Annotated in this window: 20 protein-coding genes; 13 read left to right on the top strand and 7 right to left on the bottom strand. The window is 68.5% G+C overall.

Translation table 11 applies throughout. The annotated features are described in order from the left end of the window. Positions 1 to 55: 55 nt before the first annotated feature. From bioB to guaA, 8 genes are read left to right on the top strand one after another with little or no spacing between them, the layout of a single operon-like run. Positions 56 to 1051 carry a biotin synthase BioB gene (gene bioB / locus EV652_RS27605; RefSeq protein WP_132212172.1) on the top strand — a complete coding sequence of 332 codons (996 nt, stop codon included), beginning with the start codon at positions 56 to 58 and terminating at the stop codon, positions 1049 to 1051. Beyond that, complete coding sequence (bsaP, locus tag EV652_RS46400; protein ID WP_132212173.1) at positions 1048 to 1266, top strand: biotin synthase auxiliary protein BsaP; 219 nt, start codon at positions 1048 to 1050, stop codon at positions 1264 to 1266. The genes bioB and bsaP overlap by 4 nt, the downstream gene beginning before the upstream one ends. A gap of 4 nt (positions 1267 to 1270) precedes the next feature. Then, positions 1271 to 2593, top strand: a complete 1323-nt coding sequence (bioA, locus tag EV652_RS27615; protein WP_439649095.1) for an adenosylmethionine--8-amino-7-oxononanoate transaminase — start codon at positions 1271 to 1273, stop codon at positions 2591 to 2593. After that, entirely contained in the window at positions 2593 to 3714 is a 1122-nt protein-coding gene (locus EV652_RS27620; protein WP_132212175.1) for an 8-amino-7-oxononanoate synthase, read from the top strand. Before bioA ends, EV652_RS27620 begins: the two co-directional genes overlap by 1 nt. Then, positions 3711 to 4448, top strand: a complete 738-nt coding sequence (bioD, locus tag EV652_RS27625) for an ATP-dependent dethiobiotin synthetase BioD (RefSeq protein WP_132212176.1) — start codon at positions 3711 to 3713, stop codon at positions 4446 to 4448. The genes EV652_RS27620 and bioD overlap by 4 nt, the downstream gene beginning before the upstream one ends. Further along, positions 4445 to 5563 (top strand): cytochrome P450 family protein, encoded by a 1119-nt coding sequence (locus tag EV652_RS27630; RefSeq protein WP_132212177.1) that lies wholly within the window; start codon positions 4445 to 4447, stop codon positions 5561 to 5563. Before bioD ends, EV652_RS27630 begins: the two co-directional genes overlap by 4 nt. Positions 5564 to 5582: 19 nt before the next feature. Beyond that, the gene (locus EV652_RS27635) at positions 5583 to 5768 is read left to right on the top strand and encodes a hypothetical protein (RefSeq protein WP_132212178.1); all 186 of its coding nucleotides are present in this window, start codon (positions 5583 to 5585) and stop codon (positions 5766 to 5768) included. A gap of 9 nt (positions 5769 to 5777) precedes the next feature. Continuing rightward, the gene (gene guaA / locus EV652_RS27640) at positions 5778 to 7328 is read left to right on the top strand and encodes a glutamine-hydrolyzing GMP synthase (protein WP_132212179.1); all 1551 of its coding nucleotides are present in this window, start codon (positions 5778 to 5780) and stop codon (positions 7326 to 7328) included. A gap of 68 nt (positions 7329 to 7396) precedes the next feature. On the opposite strand, the gene EV652_RS27645 is transcribed toward guaA, so the two are convergent. Further along, a complete protein-coding gene (locus EV652_RS27645; RefSeq protein ID WP_132212180.1) occupies positions 7397 to 10051 on the bottom strand; it encodes a tetratricopeptide repeat protein in 2655 nt (884 codons plus the stop codon). Further along, a complete protein-coding gene (locus EV652_RS27650; protein ID WP_132212181.1) occupies positions 10048 to 11817 on the bottom strand; it encodes an HSP90 family protein in 1770 nt (589 codons plus the stop codon). The genes EV652_RS27645 and EV652_RS27650 overlap by 4 nt, the downstream gene beginning before the upstream one ends. Before the next feature lie 415 nt (positions 11818 to 12232). On the opposite strand from EV652_RS27650, the gene EV652_RS27655 reads away from it, so the two are divergent. Continuing rightward, the gene (locus EV652_RS27655; RefSeq protein ID WP_132212182.1) at positions 12233 to 13195 is read left to right on the top strand and encodes an endonuclease/exonuclease/phosphatase family protein; all 963 of its coding nucleotides are present in this window, start codon (positions 12233 to 12235) and stop codon (positions 13193 to 13195) included. On the opposite strand, the gene EV652_RS27660 is transcribed toward EV652_RS27655, so the two are convergent. Together EV652_RS27660 and EV652_RS27665 are read right to left on the bottom strand one after the other, a co-directional pair. Further along, entirely contained in the window at positions 13190 to 13999 is an 810-nt protein-coding gene (locus EV652_RS27660; RefSeq protein WP_132212183.1) for a TetR/AcrR family transcriptional regulator, read from the bottom strand. The genes EV652_RS27655 and EV652_RS27660 overlap by 6 nt on opposite strands. 20 nt (positions 14000 to 14019) lie before the next feature. Then, positions 14020 to 14853: an NmrA family NAD(P)-binding protein gene (locus EV652_RS27665; protein ID WP_132212184.1), complete on the bottom strand. Its 834-nt coding sequence runs from the start codon at positions 14851 to 14853 to the stop codon at positions 14020 to 14022. 107 nt (positions 14854 to 14960) lie between these two features. Here EV652_RS27665 and EV652_RS27670 point away from each other — a divergent pair, with 107 nt between their 5' ends. Further along, complete coding sequence (locus tag EV652_RS27670; RefSeq protein ID WP_132212185.1) at positions 14961 to 16058, top strand: Rv2578c family radical SAM protein; 1098 nt, start codon at positions 14961 to 14963, stop codon at positions 16056 to 16058. 18 nt (positions 16059 to 16076) lie between these two features. Then, positions 16077 to 16397, top strand: coding sequence for a VOC family protein (locus tag EV652_RS27675; RefSeq protein ID WP_132212186.1), 321 nt, complete (start codon positions 16077 to 16079; stop codon positions 16395 to 16397). 90 nt (positions 16398 to 16487) lie between these two features. Here the strand turns inward: EV652_RS27675 and EV652_RS27680 are convergent, their stop codons facing one another. Further along, entirely contained in the window at positions 16488 to 17711 is a 1224-nt protein-coding gene (locus EV652_RS27680) for an FAD-dependent monooxygenase (protein WP_132212187.1), read from the bottom strand. Between the two features lie 99 nt (positions 17712 to 17810). Here EV652_RS27680 and EV652_RS27685 point away from each other — a divergent pair, with 99 nt between their 5' ends. Next, on the top strand, positions 17811 to 18353 hold the full coding sequence (locus EV652_RS27685) for a TetR/AcrR family transcriptional regulator (protein WP_132212188.1): 543 nt from the start codon (positions 17811 to 17813) through the stop codon (positions 18351 to 18353). Between the two features lie 51 nt (positions 18354 to 18404). On the opposite strand, the gene EV652_RS27690 is transcribed toward EV652_RS27685, so the two are convergent. Next, on the bottom strand, positions 18405 to 19238 hold the full coding sequence (locus EV652_RS27690; RefSeq protein ID WP_132212189.1) for an SAM-dependent methyltransferase: 834 nt from the start codon (positions 19236 to 19238) through the stop codon (positions 18405 to 18407). A gap of 121 nt (positions 19239 to 19359) precedes the next feature. Then, positions 19360 to 20127, bottom strand: a complete 768-nt coding sequence (map, locus tag EV652_RS27695) for a type I methionyl aminopeptidase (protein WP_132212190.1) — start codon at positions 20125 to 20127, stop codon at positions 19360 to 19362. 189 nt (positions 20128 to 20316) lie between these two features. On the opposite strand from map, the gene EV652_RS27700 reads away from it, so the two are divergent. After that, positions 20317 to 21483: a CapA family protein gene (locus EV652_RS27700; RefSeq protein ID WP_242002051.1), complete on the top strand. Its 1167-nt coding sequence runs from the start codon at positions 20317 to 20319 to the stop codon at positions 21481 to 21483. Positions 21484 to 21527 lie beyond the last annotated feature (44 nt).

Consider the following 21527-nt stretch of genomic DNA (forward strand, 5'->3'; position numbering starts at 1 on the left):
AGAACCGGCCCGGCTGTCTTACTGTGGGCCGACCGTCAGATGAGGCAGGAGAACGATGAGCGACATCCTCGAGGTGGCCCGGGCGCAGGTTCTGGAGCAGGGCGTGGGTCTGTCCCAGGAGCAATTGATCGAGGTGCTGCAATCGCCCGACGACCAATTGGCCGATCTGCTCGCGCTCGCGCACGACGTACGGGTGAAGTGGTGCGGTGAGGAGGTCGAGGTCGAGGGGATCATCTCGCTGAAGACCGGCGGCTGCCCGGAGGACTGTCACTTCTGCTCCCAGTCCGGCCAGTTCACCTCGCCGGTCCGTTCGGTCTGGCTGAACATCCCGGAGTTGGTCGAGGCAGCCAAGGAGACCGCGAAGACCGGTGCGACCGAGTTCTGCATCGTCGCCGCCGTCCGCGGTCCGGACCAGCGGCTGATGTCCCAGGTGAAGGCCGGTATCGAGGCGATCAACGCCGAGGTCGACATCAACATCGCCTGCTCACTCGGCATGCTCACCCAGGAGCAGGTCGACGAGCTCAAGGCGATGGGGGTGCACCGCTACAACCACAACCTCGAGTCGGCCCGCTCGTACTTCGGCGACGTCGTCACCACGCACTCCTTCGAGGAGCGCTGGGACACCTGCCTGATGGTCAAGGAGTCCGGCATGGAGCTATGCTGCGGCGGCCTGGTCGGGATGGGCGAGACCCTCGAGCAGCGCGCCGAGCTGGCCGCGCAGCTGGCCGAGCTGGACCCGCACGAGGTGCCGCTCAACTTCCTCAACCCGCGCCCGGGTACGCCGTTCGGCGACATGGAGATCATGGCCGGCAAGGACGCGCTGCGGACCATCGCCGCGTTCCGGCTCGCGATGCCGCGGACGGTGCTGCGGTACGCCGGCGGCCGCGAGCTGACCCTGGGCGACCTGGGCACCCGCGAGGGCCTGCTCGGCGGTATCAACGCCGTCATCGTCGGCAACTACCTGACCACGCTCGGCCGCCCGGCGACCGCCGACCTCGACCTGCTCGCCGAGCTGAAGATGCCGGTGAAGGAACTCCAGAAGACACTGTGAACGGGTACTGCGGTCATTGCGGCCGGGAACTGGCCGGCAGCAGTCACGAGGACTGCCGCCGGGCCCTTGCGCTGGAGCCGCCCCGCTACTGCGGTGAGTGCCGCCGCAGGATGATCGTCCAGGTGCACCCGATGGGCTGGTCGGCCCGCTGCTCTGTGCACGGCGAGCTGGATCCTCAGGATGGAGGCGGGAGCGGTGGCAGAGTCGGTCAGTGAGTGGTTGCAGCGGGATTCGGAGCGCCTCTGGCATCCGTACTCCTCGTTGAGCGAGCCGTCGCCGGTCCGGCTGGTCCGCGGTGCCGACGGCGTACGGCTGCGTCTGTCCTCCGGGCCCTCCGGCGAGAGCGGTGACGTTGCCGGTGACGTTGGTGGCACGGTCGAGGTGATCGACGCGATGGCGTCCTGGTGGTGCATGATCCACGGCTATCGCCACCCGGTGCTCGACGCGGCGGTGAAGAGCCAGGTGGACGACTTCAGTCATGTGATGTTCGGCGGGCTGACGCACGAGCCCGCGATCCGGCTGGCCGACCGGCTGGTCGAGATCACCCCGGAGCCGCTGCGGCATGTGTTCTTCTGCGACTCCGGTTCGGTCTCGGTCGAGGTCGCGATCAAGCTCGCCCTGCAGTACCAAGTTGCCCGGGGCAACAGTGGCCGGACCCGGATGCTGACCGTCCGCGGCGGGTATCACGGCGACACGTTCGCGCCGATGAGCGTGTGCGACCCGGTGAACGGGATGCACTCGCTTTTCACCGGTGCCCTGAAGGAGCAGGTGTTCGGCCCGCAGCCGCCGGCCGGGTTCGATCGCCCGGACGACGATCCGGAGTTCCTGGCCTGGGCCGCGGCAGTGTCTGACATCGCCGAGCGGAATGCGGACGGCATCGCCGGGATCATCGTCGAGCCGATCCTGCAGGGCGCGGGCGGGATGTACCCGTACAGCCCGGCCTGTCTGCGCGTACTGCGTGAACTCGCCGACCGTCACGGCTTCTTGCTGATCCTGGACGAGATCGCCACCGGCTTCGGCCGGACCGGGACGATGTTCGCCTCCGAGCACGCGGGGATCGACCCCGACATCCTCTGCATCGGCAAGGCGCTGACCGGCGGCTACCTCTCGATGGCCGCGACCTTGTGTACGACGGACGTCGCGCACACCGTCTCGAACGGTCCGGGCGGTGCACTGATGCACGGCCCGACCTTCATGGCGAACCCGCTGGCCTGCTCGGTCGCGCTGGCCTCGATCGATCTGCTGCTGTCCCAGGACTGGGCCGGCCGGGTCGCGCAGATCTCCGCGGGTTTATCGGCCGGCCTGGCGCCGGCGGCGTCGATGCCAGGGGTCAAGGACGTCCGCGTGATCGGTGCGGTCGGCGTCGTACAGCTGGGCGGTCCGGTCGACATGAAGCGGATGACGGAGGCCGTACTGCGCCGGGGAGTGTGGGTCCGGCCGTTCCGCGATCTGGTCTACACGATGCCGCCGTACATCTGTACCGACGAGGAGATCGCGACCATCGGCGCCGCAATCACGGGTGCTGTGCAGGAGGTCGGCTGATGCTCGAGGAATGGCTCGCCCCGAAGGCCGCCGCGTTGGAGTCGCGCGGACTCACCCGTCGACTCCGGGCGCGCGCGGCCGATGAACGGCTGATCGACCTGGCGGGCAACGACTATCTTGGTCTGGCGTCCGATCCCCGGGTGATCGAGGCCGCGGCTGACGCCGTACGCGTGTGGGGGACCGGCTCGACAGCTTCCCGGTTGGTCACCGGTACGACGGCTTTGCACGAGGAGATCGAGTCGTCGCTGGCTGACTACGTGGGCCAGGAATCCGCGCTGGTGTTCTCGTCCGGATACCTCGCCAACCTCGGCGTGGTCACCGCACTTGGCGGCCCCGGCACGCTCCTGGTGTCCGACGAGCACGTCCACGCGTCGCTCGTCGATGCCTGCCGGTTGTCCCGCTCCCGCGTCGAGATCGTCCCGCACAACGACGTCGATGCGGTCACCAAGGTCCTTGCCGAGCGCAACGAGCCGCACGCGGTGGTGATGACGGAATCGGTCTTCAGCGTCCTCAGCGACGCGGCCCCACTGACCGAACTGGCCGCCGCCGCCCGCGCGCACGACGCCGTACTGCTGGTCGACGAGGCCCACGGCCTGGGCGTCACCGGCGAAGGTCGCGGCTCGGTCCACGCCGCCGGCCTCGCCGGTCTCGACCACGTCATCGTCACGATGACGTTGTCCAAGGCAATGGCTTCCCAAGGTGGCGTCGTGCTGGGGCCGGCCTTGGTGCGTGCGCACCTGATCAACCGGGCGCGGTCGTTCATCTACGACACCGGTCTCAACCCGGCGGCCTGTGCCGCTGCGCTCGCGGCCCTTCAGGTGTTGAAGAATGAGCCCGAGCGGCCGCTCGCGATCCACACTGCCACGGCCCGGCTTGCGTCGGCCTGCGACGTTCCCGCTGCCTCCGGGCCGGTTGTCTCCGTGCCGATGCCTGGACCTCGCGAGACCGTGCAGGCCGCTGAGCTCTGCCTGGCCGGCGGTGTCCGGGTCGGCAGCTTCCGGCCGCCTTCGGTGCCGGACGGCATCTCGCGTCTTCGGCTGACCGCGCACGCCGGCCTCACCGACGCCGACCTCGACCAGGCCTGCGACGTCATCAGCCGCGCCATCCAGGACGTCTCGTGACCAAGGTCCTCATCGTCACCGGCACCGACACCGGCGTAGGCAAAACCATCGCCACCGCAGCCCTCGCCACCATTTACGCCGGCGCCGCGCTTCGCGCGGGTAGCGGGGTTGTGGGTGCCGCGCTCAACGTGGGTGGAGCGGGCGCGCACCGTGGGTCGTCCGTCGCGGTGGTCAAGCCGGCTCAGACCGGCGTCACGCCGGACGAGCCAGGTGATCTCGCCGAGATCAAGCGCCTGACCGGCCTCACCGACCTGCACGAAGGCATCCGCCTCCACGACCCGCTGGCGCCGACCACGGCCGCCCGCCGGGAAGGTGTTCCACTCCCGACGGTCGAGGCTCAGGCCAAGTTCATCGACGACCTGGCGACCACTCGGGACACCGTCCTGGTCGAGGGCGCCGGCGGCCTGTTGGTCGGCCTGGACGAGGACGGCCGGGGCCTCGCCGAACTCGCCGCTGCGTTGAGCGCACCCTTCGCCTTCGTCGTGGTGACCCGCTCCGGCCTCGGCACCCTCAACCACACCGGGCTGACCATCCAAGCTCTCCGGGCCCGCGGGCTACCCATCGACGGTCTGATCATCGGCTCCTGGCCCGCAGAGCCTGACCTGGCCGAGCAGTGCAACCTCGAGGACCTCCCCGTGACCACCGGCGTCCCGGTGATCGGCCGGATCCCGGCCAACGCTGGCCGGCTCGATCGGGCCGCCTTCACCGGCGCCGCGCCCGGCTGGTTCACATGACCGGTTGCCCCGCTCGGTACGACGAGGAGCTCGGGTACTGGATTGTCGACGATCCCGCGCTGGCCCGTGAGGTGCTACTGGACCCGGAGACGTTCCGGCCGGACAACGCCGTACTCGCGCACACGCCGTTGTCGGTGAAGGCGTTGCGGGTGTTGTCGGCGGTCGGGTTCGCGTTGCCGCCGACGCTGGCGAACAACGCGGGGGAGTCGCACCGGCCGATCCGGGCGGCGGTGGCGCGGTTCTTCAGCCCTGCCCGGGTCGCGGCGGTCGAGCCGCTGACCCGATCGCTGACGGCGTCGCGGGTGGCCGAGGCTGTGACCGTTCTGGCCAGGGGCGGCCAGGTCGATCTGGTGGAGGCAGTTGCTGCGGAGCCGCCGGCGCTGGTCGTGCTCGACCTGCTTGGTCTGCGCGATGTCGACGTACCCGCGTTGAAGGCGTGGAGTCGCGAGTCGCTGGAGCTGTTCTGGGGGTGGCCGGACGAGGACCGGCAGTTGGAGCTCGCGCACAGTGCGGCCGAGTTCTACGACTGGCTCCGATCTCGTACGACGGCCGCGCGCCAGGACCCAGGGGACGACCTCTTCAGCGTCCTGGTTGACCTCGGCCTCACCGACGAGGAAGTGTGTGCGGTCGGCTACTTCCTGCTGATCGCCGGCCAGGAGACGACGACCCAACTCATCTCCACCGCCTTTCATCGCACACTCCGCCCTGCGGGCAGCAGAGCGGAGAGCGAGCCGGGCGACGGAGTGGAGGGTGCGGGCGAGCATCCTGCGGAGGTGGTCGAGGCGGTGTTGCGAGAGGCCTCCTCGGTGCCCACCTGGCGTCGGGTCACGGCCCAGCCCGCTGTGGTCGGAGACTTCGAGCTGCCTGCTGGGGCTCCGGTCCTGCTCGGGCTGACCGGCCGAGGAGGTCCGGCCGATCTGGCGTTCGGAATCGGGATCCATCGCTGCCTGGGTGCTGGACTGGCGCGGTTGGAGGCTCGGGTGGCGCTCGAGTGTGCGGCTGACCTGCTGAGCGCCGTACACCTGGTGGAAGAACCGCCGATGATCGAGCTGCTGTCGTTCCGGGCCCCGCAACGACTTCGAGTCGTAACGCGCAGTAACACCTCGGACAACTAGCGGCGGTAGCGTCCGCTGGGTGAGCTTCCCTCCCCGCCGCCGGGTGCGGCTGTGGTTCGGCCGGCACCTGATCGCGGACTACATCGGCGAGCCGGCCTCCGCCGACCGGCACGAAGCCGCCATGCGCCGCCGGTTCCCGGGTCTGGAGATCACCAACGAGCCGCTGCGGACCTCGGATTACAACCCCGCTGACCTGCACCGATAGGCTTTGCGGGTGACTGAGCATGAGTTGGTTCTGGTCGTCGACTTCGGGGCGCAGTACGCGCAGCTGATCGCGCGCCGGGTCCGCGAGGCCAAGGTGTACTCCGAGATCGTGCCGCACTCGATGCCGGTCGAGGAGATGCTGGCCCGGAACCCGAAGGCGATCGTCCTGTCCGGTGGGCCGCAGTCGGTCTACGCCGAGGGCGCGCCGCGGGTCGAGTCCGGGCTGTTCGAGGCCGGGGTGCCGGCCTTCGGGATCTGCTACGGATTCCAGGCGATGGCGCAGACGCTCGGCGGCGAGGTCCGTCGGACCGGGCTGCGCGAGTTCGGCCGGACACCGGTGACGGTGAGCTCGGCGGGCACGCTGCTGGCCGGGATCCCCGAGGATCTCAACGTGTGGATGTCACACGGTGACGCAGTCCACGCGCCGCCCGCCGGCTTCGCCGTACTGGCCGCCTCCGAGGGCGCGCCGGTCGCGGCGTTCGAGGACCTGGACAAGCGGCTGGCCGGTGTGCAGTGGCACCCGGAGGTGCTGCACTCGCAGGCGGGACAGGCGGTGCTCGAGCACTTCCTCTACGACATCGCGGGCTGCAAGGGCGACTGGACCACCACGAACGTCGTGGAGGAGCAGGTCGAGCTGATCCGCCAGCAGGTCGGCGACAAGCAGGTCCTGTGCGCGCTGTCCGGCGGCGTCGACTCCGCGGTCGCGGCGGCCCTTGTACACAAGGCGATCGGCGACCAGCTGACCTGTGTGTACGTCGACCACGGCCTGCAGCGGGCCGGGGAGTCGGAGCAGGTCGAGAAGGATTACGTCGCCGCGACCGGCATCCGGCTCGAGGTGGTCGACGCCGAGGATCAGTTCCTCGGTGCGCTGGCCGGGGTCACCGATCCCGAGCAGAAGCGGAAGATCATCGGCCGCGAGTTCATCCGGACCTTCGAGGCGACCGCGCGGAAGCTGGACGCCGAGCGGCACATCGAGTTCCTGGTCCAGGGCACGCTCTACCCGGACGTGGTCGAGTCCGGCGGCGGCACCGGCACCGCGAACATCAAGTCCCACCACAACGTCGGCGGTCTGCCCGACGACCTGCAGTTCAGCCTGATCGAGCCGCTGCGGACGCTGTTCAAGGACGAGGTCCGCGAGCTGGGCCTGGCCCTCGGACTGCCCGAGACCATGGTCTACAGGCACCCGTTCCCAGGCCCCGGGCTGGGCATCCGGATCATCGGCGAGGTGACCAGGGAGCGCCTCGACATCCTCCGCGCCGCCGATCTGATCGCCCGCACCGAGCTGACCGCGGCCGGCCTGGACCGCGACATCTGGCAGTTCCCGGTGGTCCTGCTCGCCGACGTCCGCTCGGTCGGCGTCCAGGGCGACGGCCGGACCTACGGCCACCCCGTCGTACTGCGTCCAGTCACCAGCGAGGACGCGATGACCGCCGACTGGGCCCGCCTCCCGTACGACGTCCTGGAGCGCATCTCCACCCGCATCACCAACGAGGTCGACGAAATCAACCGCGTAACCCTGGACATCACCAGCAAACCTCCCGGCACCATCGAGTGGGAGTAACCACCCGCTGAGTGACGGGTGCTGCCCGCCAGCGCCCCGCCGCCGGACGGCGGGCGCGCGTGGGTTAGTTACTCGGTTAGGCGGACGTGGAGGGCGTGGGCTTCTTGGGATCGACCTTGGGTGTTCAGGCGGTCCACCAGGAGCCAGCCGGCGCGGTACCAGAGGTCGTGGCCGGTGGGGAGGGCGGTGAAGATCTGCTCGACCAGCTTCTCGTCGGTTGTGCCGTGTTCGGCGACCAGCAGGCGGGCGTTGGTGTGCTGGTCCTCGTAGCCGCCTCGTTCGTAGTGCTCCGCGGCCTGTGTCGCGTGTTGTACGGCGATGTCCGTTTCGCCTTGCTGGAGGGCGATCATGGCCAGGTCCCAGTGAACGCCGGCGGTCTGGAAGAGGACGCGCTGGTCGGCTGACGGGAGTGCGTCGAGGACTGGTCGGGCGCGTTCGATCAGCTCCACCGCTTGGGCGAAGTTGCCCGCATAGCGGGCCGACTGTGCTGCCAGCCGGACGGCCTGCACCTGCTCTACAGGTTGCTCGGCAGTCTCGTGGTACGACGCGGCCATGAGGAAGGCGTCGACCGCGTCCTCGTCGCGGTCGAGCTGTTCCAGCAGCAGGCCCTCATCCTGCCGAACCATGCCCAGCCAGGCGGGGTGTGCTTCGGCCGGTGCGGCGGCCAGTAGCTCCCGCACCTTCGTCAGTGCGGACTCCAGCTCGCCCAGCGCCCGGTAGGCATCGATGAGTACGCCGCGTACGTCTGCAAGCGGATCGGCGAGCTCAGGGATGCTGCCCAGCGCAGGTAGGGCTTCCTCACCCGTCTCTGCCGCCTCCAGCGGGCGTCCGGTCAGCAGGTACGCGCGGGCCAGCTCCACCTGAGTCAGTGCGACATGCACCTCCAGACCAGGCGTGCCCGCTGCCAGCGCGACCGCTTCGGTCAGATCCTCGGCTGCCTCGGCCGGACGCTCCAGCTCCAGCCGAAGACGCCCACGCTGCTTGTACGCAAAGGATCGGGGCAGCTCGGCCGACGTACCAAGGCCAACCGTCGCGGCCGCTTCTGCTTCCTCGAACCGGCCCAGTTGCGCCAGCAGGTTGCACTCGACGATCGCAGCGCCCGAGCGGAGGTCTTCGTCGATGTCAGCGCGTTCACGGAGCTCAGACAACTCCCGTACGGCGTCCTCGGGCCGGTCGGCCTGCGCGTACATGGTCGCCAGCGAGTACTGCCAGTGGCCACGGCGCCGTGGTTCGTCGTTGGCAACGAGCCAGCGCACTGGCTCCTCAGCCGTCGCGAGGCCTTCGTCGATCTGGCCGTTCTCACACAGCAAGCGGCCGATGCGTCCGCGGTCGCGCAGTACGCGGACCTCCTCGCCTGCCTCGGCGTACAACGCGAGCGCCTCGCGCCAAGCCTCCAGTGCGACCTCGGGCTCGTCGTGCGCCACCAGACCGCGGCCGTCCAGCACGCGGGCCCGGTCCACCGGCGTCCACTCGCTCTCCGGCACCTCCTGCTCGAAGGCCTGCCACGCAGCCGTCGCCTCATCGATCCGCGCCTGCTGCCACGCGTCCTCGGCCCGGTCGAGCCAGCCACGCCCAGTGGGCACAGGCTGCTCGTCGACTGCCGTATCCACCGGGCGCGGTGCCTGCTTGTGAAGCTGCGCCCGTCGCGCGGTCTCCGACAGCGGCAAGTACTCCACCCACGGCTCGGCGGTCAGCATCGCCTGGATCGCCTCACTGCGGTGCTTCGTCCCGTTGCGAGCATCGAACTGTGCAGCGAGCTCCAGCGCACGCCCGGTCAGTTGCTCGCTCAGCTCCGCCGCTGGGACGGCCTCTGCTCGCGGCAGCCGAATCGTCAAGCCGTCCACGCGGCCGAGTGCATGCGCGGCCGCCGCCGCGAACGTCATCTCCGCGTACGGCGACGGCGGGTCGTCGAACTCGTTCAGGTGCCGCTCGATCAGCTCCACGGCCTTCAGTTCGTTGCCGGTGCGAGCCAGGAACACCACGTGATCCGCGTGCTCAGCCAGCTCACCGACCCGGCCGCGCAGTATCCGGTAACCCTTGCGGTGCGCGTCGACTGCCTCGGAATACATGCCCTCGGCAACATATGCCGGCAGCAACGCGGTCAGCATCTGCTGCGGTTGTTCGGCGCAGGTCAGCTGCCCGTCCAGCACGTTCACGGCCAGCGCGACGGCGTCCGCCGTACGTCCGACGCTGGTCAGGTGGTGCACCTTGGACGTGGGGTCGCAGCCGACGCAGTCCGACAGGTCGTCGCGTGGTGCGGTCGACCAGAGCCGGAACTGCTCGGCCGCAGCCTCCACATCGCCGATGTGGTGCGCGACCAGCCACCGGTGCTGATGTACGGCGTGCATGCTGTGACCGCTGACCTGCCACCGCCGTTCCATGTCGTCCAGTACGGCGTACGCCCGGTCCAGCGGGACCTCGGGGAACTTGGTCAGCGTGCTGGGTGCGTACTTGAAGCACCAGTGGAACAGGTGCGAGTAGTCCTGGTACTTGCCCGGGTCCGCATCCCAGTCCGCCACACACCGAGCGAACGGCACCAACGACTTCCGCGGCTCTCCACCCATCACGTACGCCGTGACGAGCGACAGACGACTGTAGAACGCCAGGTCGTCCTCACCGGCCGCGTCAGCCCGCCGTACGACGTCCTCCAGCAAAGCGGACCGTGCTTTCCCGTACGGCGCGCTCTCGGCACGCTGAAGCCGGTCGACCAGTTCCTGGTTCATCGGGACGGGTCCTCCTGGGTGGGGACGGCCTGATCGAGCAGACCGAGGAAGGATCGGTTCACCAGCGCGGAGTCGGCCGGGCTGATCGGGTGGTAGCCGAGCATCAACGCGTGTCCGTACAAGCCTTCTACTGCGAGCTGTGCGAGCTCACGGTCGCCCAGCGACGCCATCCGCCGTACCAGCGGACTGCGGTGGTTCAGGACCAGTTGCGGGCGGCTGTCGTCGTGGGTGTCGAGTGCACCGAGCACCTCCGACCAGAGCGCGTCCGCACGGTCCTTGGTGGCTCTGAGCTCACTGGCGAACTGTGCAGACCGGTCGACGAGGTAGAGCGCGGGCAGACTGGCCGGCTCGAAGGCACGGACCACTACCTCGCAGCCAACCGAGTCCAGCGCGTCCTGTGCCAGCTGGACGAACGGGCGAAGCTGCAGCTCGGTGTCCGGGTCCAGACTGTCGAAGCTGGTGCTCAGCTCGGTCGGGTCGAACCTGGTGGTGACGAGGCCGGGGACCACCTCGGGCAGCCGCTCGAGCAACTCGCTGTCGTAGGTGTAGCCGCCGTTCACCACGGTGATCTGCTGCGCGGCGGCGACCGCGGCCAGCTGGCGGAACTCCTCGATCGTGGCGACGTACCGGATCTCGCCGGAGCGCTCCTGCAGCTCGGCGGTCGTCATCCGACCGTGGTTCGTCTCGAACCGGAGCCAGCGGTGGACCAGCCGCAGCATCTCGTCGTCGTGCAGCGCCAGGGCCTTCACACCAAGCTGGTGGATCGCGAGAAACTTGTCGAGCTTGGCAGGGTCCGTGCTGCCGAGCCGCACCAGCCAGCCGCGCAACTGCGCACCGAGTGCGTCCCGGGTGGCCTCGAGGTTCCCGTCGTCGAAGAGCGCCTCACGGCTCGCGGTCGGCCGCAGTTCGGAGGTGTCGATGACCGCGCGGACGAAGAACGCCCAGTCGGGCAGTAGCCCTTCGACGTTCTCGGCGAGCAGCATCCGCTTCAGGTAGACGCGATGCGTCGCGCGCTCGGCCGGGTTGGCCGCGAACGGCAGGACGAAGGCGACACCGGTGAGGCCGGCGGCCGGGTTGTTCAGGTGGATGACGTCGAACGGCGTGAACCCGAGCTTGTCCTGGGCGTAGCCGACCAGGTCCGCGCGCTGGGCGCCGCCGATCCCTTCCCAGGGTGCTTTGCCGTCGGTGACCTGCTCACCGTCGACGCGGATCTCGATCGGCAGCAGCGCACCGAACAGCCGGATCAGCTCGACGACGGTGGCCTGCTTGTACCACTGCTCCGCACCACGCCGGGCCTTGAGCGTGACCGTCGTACCGACCTCGGAGCGGTCCGCGGTGTCCGCGATCGTGTAGCGGCCGTCCGCCGTACCGATCCAGCGGGTCGCGGGGCCGTCGGCCGGCTGGGTGACGACCTCGATCTCGTCGGCGACCATGAACGCAGACAGCAGCCCGATCCCGAACTGGCCGAGGAACTCCGTCCGGGCGAACCCGATCTCGTCCCGCTTCGAGCTCCGCCCGATCGTGGCCAGTAACTCCCGGACCTCGTCCGGCCGCAGGCCGATCCCGGTGTCACTGATGCTCAGTACGTCGTCGGCGGTGCGTACGTCGATCCGCCGCGGCGCCTCGGGATCCATGCCCTGACGGGCGGTGATCGCGTCGACGGCGTTCTGCAGCAACTCTCGCAGATACACCCGCGGACTGCTGTACAGATGGTTGCTCAGCAGGTCGACGATCCCCTGCAGATCGACCTGGAAGTTCTCACTCACCCCGGCAACCTACGTCATCACGGTGTCGGCTGCGGAGTGAGCCGAGCCGGCGCCACAGTTCCCTGGCCCGTGGCGCCGGGGCCTCGGGTCAGCGAACCAGCTTGATCGAGTTGATCGGCGTCAGGTTGTAGTTGCCGTAGCTCCAGGCCGGAAGGTAGTCGGTGCAGTCGGTGCCGCTCGACCCCTTGCAGAGCCACGCCCCCGCGCCGCCGGACTGGTTGTTGAAGACGAAGTGGTCTGGTGGGGCGCTGAGTCAACCTTCCGTCGGTGGGCGGATCGCTCGCCCGGCCCTTCGGGATCGCCCGAATGGCGGTGGGGTCTCTTCGGATCTGGCCGAAAGGCGTTGGCAACTGTTCGCTTCGTGTTGGTGACGCGCGGTGGTGTACGGCGTACTTTCGTCATAGGGGGTGGGGACATGACACTGACGGTGGGGACCTTCAATCTGAACAACCTGTTCGACCGGTGGAACTTCGCCGGTGCGGTGGACGCGCTCGCGCAGGGGACGAGCTCGGTGCCGGCGACGTACACCTTCGAGGACGAGCACCGACGCCGGCTGCAGTTGGACAGCCGCGGCAAGCTGCTCGTGGCGAAGAAGCGCGAGGACACGGACCGGGTCGCCGAGCGGCTGCTCGCCGCGGATGCCGACGTGTGGGTCGTGCAGGAGGTGGAGAACGCCGACGTGCTGCGCGAGTTCAACCGCGTGCAGCTGAACGGCGCGTACGAGCACGTGATGGTGATCGACGGCAACGACTCGACCCGGTTCATCGATATCGGCCTGCTGTCGCGACGGCCGCTCGGCGGGGTGACCAGCTACCAGCGGACGTTCCATCCGGACGTGCCGGACCGGCCGATCTTCTCCCGCGACCTGGTCGAGGCGGAGATCCTCGACGCGCGCGGGCGGCGGGTGCTGACCGTGTTCGGGACGCACCTGAAGTCGAAGTTCGTCGACTTCACCGTCGAGGATCCGGTCGCGGCCGCGGCGGCCGCAGAACTGCTACGGGCCCGGCAGGCGGACACGATCATGCGGATCATCGCCCAGCGGACGAGCACCCGGCAGCGGTTCATGCTCTGCGGGGACATGAACGACACCCCGGACTCGCCGGCGCTGACGTCGTACGAGAAGGCCGGAATGGTGAACGCGCTGCTCACGCCGACCGAGGTCGGCACGGTCAAGACGACCGTGCAGCTACCGGCCAACCCGGCCTGGACGTCGACGTTCAAGGCGTCCGGGCAGCCGCGGGCGTTCGACCTGATCGATCAGATCTGGCTGTCTCCGGCGTTGGCGCCGCGGCTGCGGGACGCGTTCATCGGCCGGCGGAAGAAGCTCGAACGGGACGGGACCGATCACGACCCGGCCTGGATCTCCCTTGATCTATAGGGATTTCGCCTGAGCCTGGATCCCGTCCAGGAGGCGGTCGAGACCGTAGCGGTACGAGTCGGTGGCCGCCTCGCGGACGGTGTCCTGGTAGCCGTTCGCGTTCCAGATCGCCGTCATCGCGGGATGTCTTTCGACGTCGAAGTACGTCTCCCAGAGGTCGTTGCGTTCGTGCCACCAGGTCTCGTCGCTCTGGCCGGTCGCGCGCTCGACCAGTCGGCTCTCGGCCTCCAGGGAGGCGGCTGAGTCGACGTACGTCGTGATGGCAAGAGCGGCCGTGTTCGTGTCGCGAGGGCTGAGGCCGAGGGGGAGGAGGGTGGACAGTAGGTACTCGCGGCCGGCCAGCATGCCGGGGCCGACAGGCGGGCGGACGGTGGAGACCCGGGCGAGCCAAGGGTGGCGCTGGAACATCGCGCGGGTCTGTTCGGAGTACAGCTCGACCTGCTCACGCCAGTCGGCCGGTCTGGGGTCGCCGGGGCCGGGTAGCTGTCGCTCGGCCAGGATCTCGTCGACCATGAGGTCCAGGAGCTCCTCCTTGGAGGGCACGTAGGTGTAGAGCGTCATGGTCCCTACGCTGAGTGCCTTCGCCACTCCACCCATGGAGGCTGCTTCGAGTCCGCGCTCGTCGGCCAGTCGGATGCCGGCTCGCACTAGGCCGTCGACGTCCAATGAGGGTCGTCGGCCGGCAGTGCGTCGTACCTGCTGGCCTGCGTCTGGCTGGGCCGGCTGCTGGGCCTTCCCCTGGTTGCGCCAGAGCAGCGCGAGGGTGCGCTCGGGCTGACCTCCACCGCTGTGCCGGACTGTCACAGTGCACAGCGTCCCATGCGTCAGCGGAAGGCGTCGGCGTTGGCTATCGCCCAGTCGCGATAGGTCGTCGCGGCGCGACCGGTGAGCGCTTCAACTGTCGGCTCGGGGGTCATCGGGTACTCGGCCATCATCCGGAAGCCGTCGAGCAGCCACTGTGCGGTCTCCGTACCCACGATCGGCGTCCAGATCGCCATGTACTGCTCGGGCGACAGTTCCTCGAACTTGACCTCGCGACCGATCGCCTGGGCGATGTACTCGACCTGCTGCGGAGCGGTCAGCCCTTCCGGGCCGCTCATCGTGAGCTTCTGCCCGGTGAAGCTCTCGTTCAGGATGACTACCCGCGCTACTGCCGCGATGTCGGCCAGGTCGATCGGTGTCTGCACGGCGGCCGGGTACGGCGCCCGGACGACGTTCTCTGCCTTGATCGACGTGGCCCAGTCCAGCGTGTTGTTCATGAACTGCCCCGGTCGCAGGTGCGTCCACGCGAACCCGCCGTCCTCGATCGCCCGCTCGATCTTGTAGTAGTGCCACTCCGCCGGATCGCCTTGTGCCTCATACTCCGCGGGTTCACCGGACAGTACGACGACCCGCCGGACGCCGGCCTCCTGCGCACACCGCACGAAGTCGTCGACGTACGCCGGAAGTGGCGCGAGGTAGACCGTGTCGATGTTCTCGAGGGCCGCGGGGAGGGTCTCCGGTTTGCCGAGGTAGCCCTTCGCGATCTCGATGTGGTCGGGGAGCGCCGCCTTCTTCGGGCTGTTGGTGAGCGCACGGACCGGTGCGTTCGCCGCTACGAGTTCGTCGACGAGCAAACGTCCGACGCTCGCGGTCGCGCCTGTCACGAGGATCGTCATGGGATGTGCCTTCCCTGGGTGGTCGATTCTCGTAGGGTATACGGGAATTGAATGTGGCGCACATGGCCGACTTGAAGATCTGGGGAACATATGTTCGACTGTGCTGCATGAGATGGGCTGGTCAGCAGGTCGACGCGGAGACCCCGGGGACGTTGCCGGGGCTCGGGTCGATCGCGGGTCTGGTCCGGTCGGTGACCACGCCGGAGTTCCGCGGTATCACCTTCCACGAGGTGCTGGCGCGCTCCGCGCTGAACTCGGTGCCGGGGACGTCACTGCCCTTCAACTGGACGATCAATCCCTATCGCGGCTGCACGCACGCCTGCCGGTACTGCTTCGCCCGGCCTTCGCATCGCTATCTCGAGCTCGACCAGGGGGAGGACTTCGACCAGCAGATCATCGTGAAGACGAACGTGGTGGACGTGTTGCGGCGCGAGCTGGCCCGGCCGTCCTGGGCCGGCGAACAGGTTGCCTTGGGCACCAATACCGATCCCTACCAGCGGGCCGAGGGGCGCTACCGGCTGATGCCGGGGATCATCGAGGCGTTGGCGGGTTCGGGTACGCCGCTGTCCGTGCTGACCAAGGGGACGCTGCTCCGGCGGGATCTGGCGCTGTTGGAGTCGGCTGCCTCCGAAGTCCCGGTCGGTATCGGCATATCGCTCGCGCTGGCCGACGAGGAGCTACGCAAGCTGGTCGAGCCCGGCGTCCCGTCGGTCCGTGGTCGGCTCGACCTGATCCGCGCCGTCCGCGAGGCCGGTCTCACCTGCGGTGTGATGGTCGCGCCGGTGCTCCCGTGGCTCACAGACTCGGCCGAGCAACTCGACGCCCTCTTCGGTGAGTTGGCCGAGGCCGGCGCCAGCGGGGTGACAACGCTCGTGCTTCATCTGCGGCCGGGCGTGAAGGAGTGGTTCATGGCCTGGCTCGCCCAGGAGCGTCCGGATCTGGTCTCGCGCTACGAATCCCTCTACGCCCACGGCGTCAATGCCGCGCCGAGCTACCAGAACGCCTTCGAAGCCAAGGTTCGCCCGTTGCTGGACAAACACGGCTTCGGCCGAAGCTCCCGCCACCGCTCGGACCCGATGAGCCCCGAAGATTCCACCGCTGCCCGCGTCCGCTCACCCCGCCGTCGCAACCCAGTCCGCCACTCCCGCCACCCCGCCCCGATCCCACACACCACCCCCGACGTCGACCAGCAAACCCTGTTCTAGCCGGTGGTTCACCCACGCGTGCTGGTGGCCTTCTACCGCGACATCCTCCAGGTGGAGGTGTCCGAGCACGAGACGCGTTGGGCTGCGCTCATGGTCGACGACCGGTGCATCAACATTCAGGCCCAGGACTGGTACGTGCCTCCCGTGTGGCCGGAGGACGCATCCGCGCAGACGAAGATGATCCACTTCGAGATGGATACCAGGGACATGGAAGCGGCGGTCGCGCTGGTGGTCCAAGCCGGTGGAATGGCAGCGCCGCACCAGCCGCCCGACCGCGACCCGAAGCAGCTCCGGGTCATGCTCGACCCGGCTGGACACCCATTCTGCATCTGTGCTTAGGGACGGCCGCGAGGTTTGTGGACAGAGGTGACGCGAGGGCGGAGGGCCGCAGTGCTCGAGGTCGCCGTGCTGGTCTGGGTGGCGGCTTGGCTAGCGGCTGGTGAGGTGAGGGCTGTAGTCCGGTAGCTGTAGGGCGCCGAGCGCCTTGCCGAGGCCGTTCTGGGACCAGGCGAGCTTTTGGATCGAGGCCGGGAGCTTGACCAGGGTTGCCGTTGCCCAGGGCACCAGTCGTACGGCGGTCCGGCTCCCCGGGATCACCGACCGCATCGTCTTCACCGCGGCCGCGCGACTGAGGTCGACGTACCGGCTGATCCGCTGCTCGTAGCTGCGCAGCCCGGCCGGGAGGTCGTTCCGGGCCGACGCGAGCTCGCCGGCCAGCACGTACGCCGTGACCGCGGCCAGACTCGTCCCACCGCCGATGGCCGGTCCAGGACTGAATCCCGCGTCCCCGACGAGCCCGACCCGGCCCCGGCACCAGCTGTCCAGGGTGATCTGGTTGATCGCGTCGAAGTAGAAGTCGTCGGCCGTCGCCAGATGCTCGAGCAACTGCGGTACCCGCCAGCCGCAGTCGCGGAACTCGGCCTCGACGATCTGCCGCTGCTGCTCCTGATCGCGATGGTCGAACCGCAACTCCTCGGGCTTGCGGAACAGGAAGGCCGCTCGGGCCTCACCGGTCTGGTGCACACCATAGGTGCTGACGATCCGGTTGACGTCGATGTGGACCAGCATCCGGTTCCCCAGGTCGAACAGATCAGGCAGCGAGTACACCGCGAGGTAGCCGCCGAGCGGCCGGCGCAGTCCTTCCTCGGGGCCGAAGACGAGCCGGCGGACCGTCGAGTGCAGGCCGTCGGCGCCGATCACCAGGTCGAACCGGCGCGGTGCCGCATGGTCGAACGTCACGTCGACGCCCGAACCGTCGTCGTGCACGGTGGCGATCGAGTCGCCGAAGAGGTACTCCACGTCCGCGCGCGTCGCGTCGTACAGGATCTTCGTCAGTTCGCCGCGGAGGATCTCGACGTGCTGGTCCGAGATGCCGGCGCTCAGCCGGTCGACGTTCACATCGACCGGGCGTCCACCGCGCCGCTCCAGAGTCATGATCGTGGTCCGGGTGCGTGCCTCGTGGATCTGCGCCCACAGGCCCATCCGACGCACCACCTCGACACCTGAACCGAACAGGTCGACGGCGTGTCCGCCGAGGCCGTGCCGCAGCGCCGGGGTGCGCTCGACCACGGTGGGCTCGAAGCCGAACCGGCGTAACCAGTACGCGAGTACTGGACCGGCCACACTCGCTCCTGAGATCAGCACCCTTGCCACGGCGGGCCCCTTCTGTTTGTTTACTTAACGGAAGGTAAGCAATCAGGATGCGGTCTTGTCAATGCCTTACTTAACGGTAGGTCAGTTAAACTTGCCGGCATGCCGAGAGCGCGCAGCGCAGACACCAGGGAGCGGATCCAGCAGGCGGCGCTGGACCTGTTCAGCGCGAAGGGAGTGCAGCACACCAGCCTGAAGGACATCGCGGACCGGCTGGGGATGACCAAGCCGGCGCTCTACTACCACTTCAGCTCGCGCGACGACCTGGTCAGCAGCCTGGCGAAACCGCTGATCGACGACTTCGACGCGTACGTCGGTGCTATGGAAGCCGATCCGCCGGCCGACCGGCGTGAACTGCTCGGGTCGTTCTTCGACGTCACCTATCGGCACCGCGGACTGCTGCTGCTCGCGATCCGCGATCTGTCCGTGCTGCAGGAGATGCATCTGACCGACCATGTCGCGGGCTGGCGCCGTCGGATCGTCGCCCTGCTCATCGGGGAGTCGCCGGCGCTGGCCGACCAGGTGCGCGGCATGGTCGCGATCGGTGGCCTGTCCGACTGTGCCGTCGCCTTCGAGGGCGTCGATGTCGACGAGCTTCGGGCAGCCGCGGTCGACGCGGCGTACGACACCTTGCGAAGCGAGTGAGCCCGAGGAGCCGTCGATGACGGCTCCTCGGGCTCAGCTAAGGCTGCAGGACTAGGGCTTCTGCGCGACGCCGACCCACAGACTGCACGAGACGTCGGTGAACTCGCCGTTCTCGACCAGTCGCTCGGTCTCCGCGTCGGGGTGCCAGCGGAACGGCGCGGACACGCCGGGCTCGACCAGCTCGAGACCGTCGAAGAAGCGGGCGATCTCCTCCTTGCTGCGGACCTGCGCGTCACCGCCGTCGGCCTTGTAGACCTGGATCGCGCGCTCCCACAGCTCGGGCGCGAAGTCCGGCGTGCAGTGCGAGAAGATCAGGTAAGAGCCTGACGCGAGCGGCTCGAGCAACTGCTGGACCAGGTCGTACGGCTTGAGCGCGTCGGGCAGGTAGTGGAAGACGCCGACCAGGCTGAGCGCCACCGGCTGGCTCAGGTCGAGGACGTCCTTGACCTCGGCGGATTCGAGGATCGACTGCGGGTCGGTGACATCAGCCTCGAGGTAGGCGGTCTTGCCCTCCGGGCTGCTGACCAGCAGGGCCCTGGAGTGCGCCAGCACGATGGGGTCGTTGTCCGCGTAGACGACCCGAGCCTCCGGAACCACCTGCTGCACGACCTCGTGCAGGTTCGGGCTGGTCGGGATGCCGGTGCCGACGTCGAGGAACTGGGTGACCCCGCGCTCGGCGACGTACCGGGCGGCCCGGTGCATCCACATCCGGTTCGAGCGGGCGGCGGTGCGAAAACCCGGGAACGCCTCCAGGAGGTGCTCGGCCGCCTGCCGGTCGATCGCGAAGTTGTCCTTGCCGCCCAGGAAGTAATCGTAGACACGGGCGCCATGCGGCCGATCGAGGTTCAGTCGGTCGTAGACCTCGGCGTCCTGCGATTCATTCATGAAGCTTCCCATCCGCAGTACAGGGTTGGCGTCGAGGAAGTATCGTAACTGGCGAGCAACGATCGGTGACACCGGCTGGACGAAAAGTGTCGAGCAGTTTCGGTCGACCCGGTCTGGTGAGTCAGACGAGTGTGAGGATCTGAGGGCCGTCTTCGGTGACCGCGACGGTGTGCTCGGCGTGGGCGCCGCGGGTCTGGTCGGCCGAGCGGAGGGTCCAGCCGTCGTCGTCGATGACGTAGGTGCTGCCGGGGCCGCTCCAGAACCAGGGCTCGATGGCGAAGACGTGACCCGCGCGGAGCTTGAGGCCGCGACCGGCCCGGCCGCCGTTGGGGACGTGGGGTTCCTCGTGCATGCGCCGGCCGATGCCGTGGCCGCCGAAATCGAGGTTGGTGCCGAACCCGGCCGCCTTGCCGATCTGGCCGATCGCGGCGCCGACGTCACCGAGCCGCTTTCCCGGCACGGCCGCGGCGATCCCGGCCGCCAGTGCTTCCTCGGTGGTGGCGATCAACTCCAGGTCCTCGGCGCGCGGCGTACCGACGCAGAAGCTGATCGCGGAGTCCGCGCACCAGCCGTCGATCGAGGCGCCGCAGTCGACGTTCAGCAGATCGCCGTCCTGCAGTTTGAGGTCGCCGGGCGGTCCATGCAGTACGGCGTCGTTCACCGAGGTGCAGATGACACCGCTGAACGGGCTGGTCGCGAAGCCCGGCTGGTACCCCTCGAACAGGGACACCGCACCGGCCGACCGCAGTACGTCGCGGGCCACGCCGTCGAGTTCGCGCAGCGAGACCCCGACCGCGGCCTCCTTCTTCACCGCGGCGAGCGCACTGGCGACGACCCGTCCGGCCGCCCGCATCTGCTCGATCTCCGCCGCAGTCTTCAACTCGACCATGCCAACTCCTCGACCTCGGCAGCTTCCCGGATAACTATACCGGTACTATTATCACGGTCATGGTCGACCACCTCTGCCCAGTGGGGACCGCGGGCGGGGCCGGCAACTCGGCGCTTGATCTCCTGAAGTGCGAACCAAACGGGTGGGCGGGGCGTCTCCCAAGCAACGGGTTGAGCTTGGGGGCGCAGGATGGCGGTACGACGACGGGCTGTGCTGGGCGCGATGCTCGCCGGAGCCGGAGCATTCGCAACGGCGGGGTGTATCGCGGACACAGCCGCGGACACCGGTGCCGGTCGAGGCGCTGGACCGGCGACCGGGCAGAAACGCAAGACAGACAAGGCGAATCAGCCTGACGAGCTCACCCTCGTGGCGACCGGCGACGTACTGCTGCATGAACGTCTTTGGACCACAGCGAAGCGCGACGGGCGCAACGGGGACTGGGACTTCGCGCCGGTGATGAGCAGCGTGAAGCCGCTCGTCCAGGGCGCCGACCTCGCGGTGTGTCACCTCGAGACCCCGCTGGCGCCGCTCGGAGGCCCCTACCGCGGCTACCCGCTGTTCCAAGGGCCGCCGCAGATCGCCGCTGCTCTCAAGCAGACCGGGTACGACGTGTGCACTACTGCGAGCAATCACAGCTTCGACAGTGGCGCAGCCGGTGTCGACCGCACACTGACGACACTCGAGCGAGCCGGCCTCCGTCACGCTGGCACGGCCCGCACGTCGGCCGAGGCCGAATCGCCAACAATTGTTGACGTTCGCGGCGTGAAGATCGCGCTGCTCAGCTACACCTACGGCTTCAACGGCCTGCCCTATCCCGACGGTGACACCTGGCGCGCCGGCACGATCGACGTACCGACGATCAAGGAGATGGCGAAGAAGGCGCGTGACGCCGGTGCCGACATCGTGGTTGTCAGCTGTCACTGGGGCACCGAGTACTCGAGCAAGCTCAACGACCAGCAGCGCGAGGTGGCTCCGCAACTGCTTGCCGACAGCAACATCGATCTGCTGCTCGGTCATCATGCCCACGTCGTCCAGCCGATGGAGCAGCACAACGGCAAGTGGGTCGCGTACGGGCTCGGCAACCTGATCGCCGCGCACCGCGAACCCAGCAGCCCCAAGGCCGAGGGACTCCTGGTCCGCTTCACCTTCAAGCGATCCGGCGATCGGTGGATCACCTCGGCGGCCGAGTACGCACCGCTGTTGATGACTGATGCGTTGCCCGTGCGCGTTCTCGACGTACGACGTGAGCTCGCCAAGACCGGTCTGGCAGCCGCACGACGTACCAGGTTGGAACGGGCAGACCGTCGTACGACGGCAACCGTTCAGTCACTCGGTGCTACGCCGCGACCCCTGTGAAACGCGCGACCGTGACGATTCCGCGTGACGTCGATGTGCTGAAA

The sequence above is a fragment of the Kribbella steppae genome (genome assembly GCF_004342025.1).
Lineage (GTDB): Bacteria > Actinomycetota > Actinomycetes > Propionibacteriales > Kribbellaceae > Kribbella > Kribbella steppae.

Coding starts and splice junctions, on each gene's coding strand:
- EV652_RS27690 (WP_132212189.1), bottom strand. CDS start 19,238: ATGAATGAATCGCAGGACGCCGAGGTCTACGACCGACTGAACCTCGAT.
- EV652_RS27665 (WP_132212184.1), bottom strand. CDS start 14,853: ATGACGATCCTCGTGACAGGCGCGACCGCGAGCGTCGGACGTTTGCTC.
- bioB (WP_132212172.1), top strand. CDS start 56: ATGAGCGACATCCTCGAGGTGGCCCGGGCGCAGGTTCTGGAGCAGGGC.
- EV652_RS27620 (WP_132212175.1), top strand. CDS start 2,593: ATGCTCGAGGAATGGCTCGCCCCGAAGGCCGCCGCGTTGGAGTCGCGC.
- EV652_RS27685 (WP_132212188.1), top strand. CDS start 17,811: ATGCCGAGAGCGCGCAGCGCAGACACCAGGGAGCGGATCCAGCAGGCG.
- EV652_RS27670 (WP_132212185.1), top strand. CDS start 14,961: ATGAGATGGGCTGGTCAGCAGGTCGACGCGGAGACCCCGGGGACGTTG.
- EV652_RS27645 (WP_132212180.1), bottom strand. CDS start 10,051: ATGAACCAGGAACTGGTCGACCGGCTTCAGCGTGCCGAGAGCGCGCCG.
- EV652_RS27655 (WP_132212182.1), top strand. CDS start 12,233: ATGACACTGACGGTGGGGACCTTCAATCTGAACAACCTGTTCGACCGG.
- EV652_RS27630 (WP_132212177.1), top strand. CDS start 4,445: ATGACCGGTTGCCCCGCTCGGTACGACGAGGAGCTCGGGTACTGGATT.
- map (WP_132212190.1), bottom strand. CDS start 20,127: ATGGTCGAGTTGAAGACTGCGGCGGAGATCGAGCAGATGCGGGCGGCC.
- EV652_RS27700 (WP_242002051.1), top strand. CDS start 20,317: ATGGCGGTACGACGACGGGCTGTGCTGGGCGCGATGCTCGCCGGAGCC.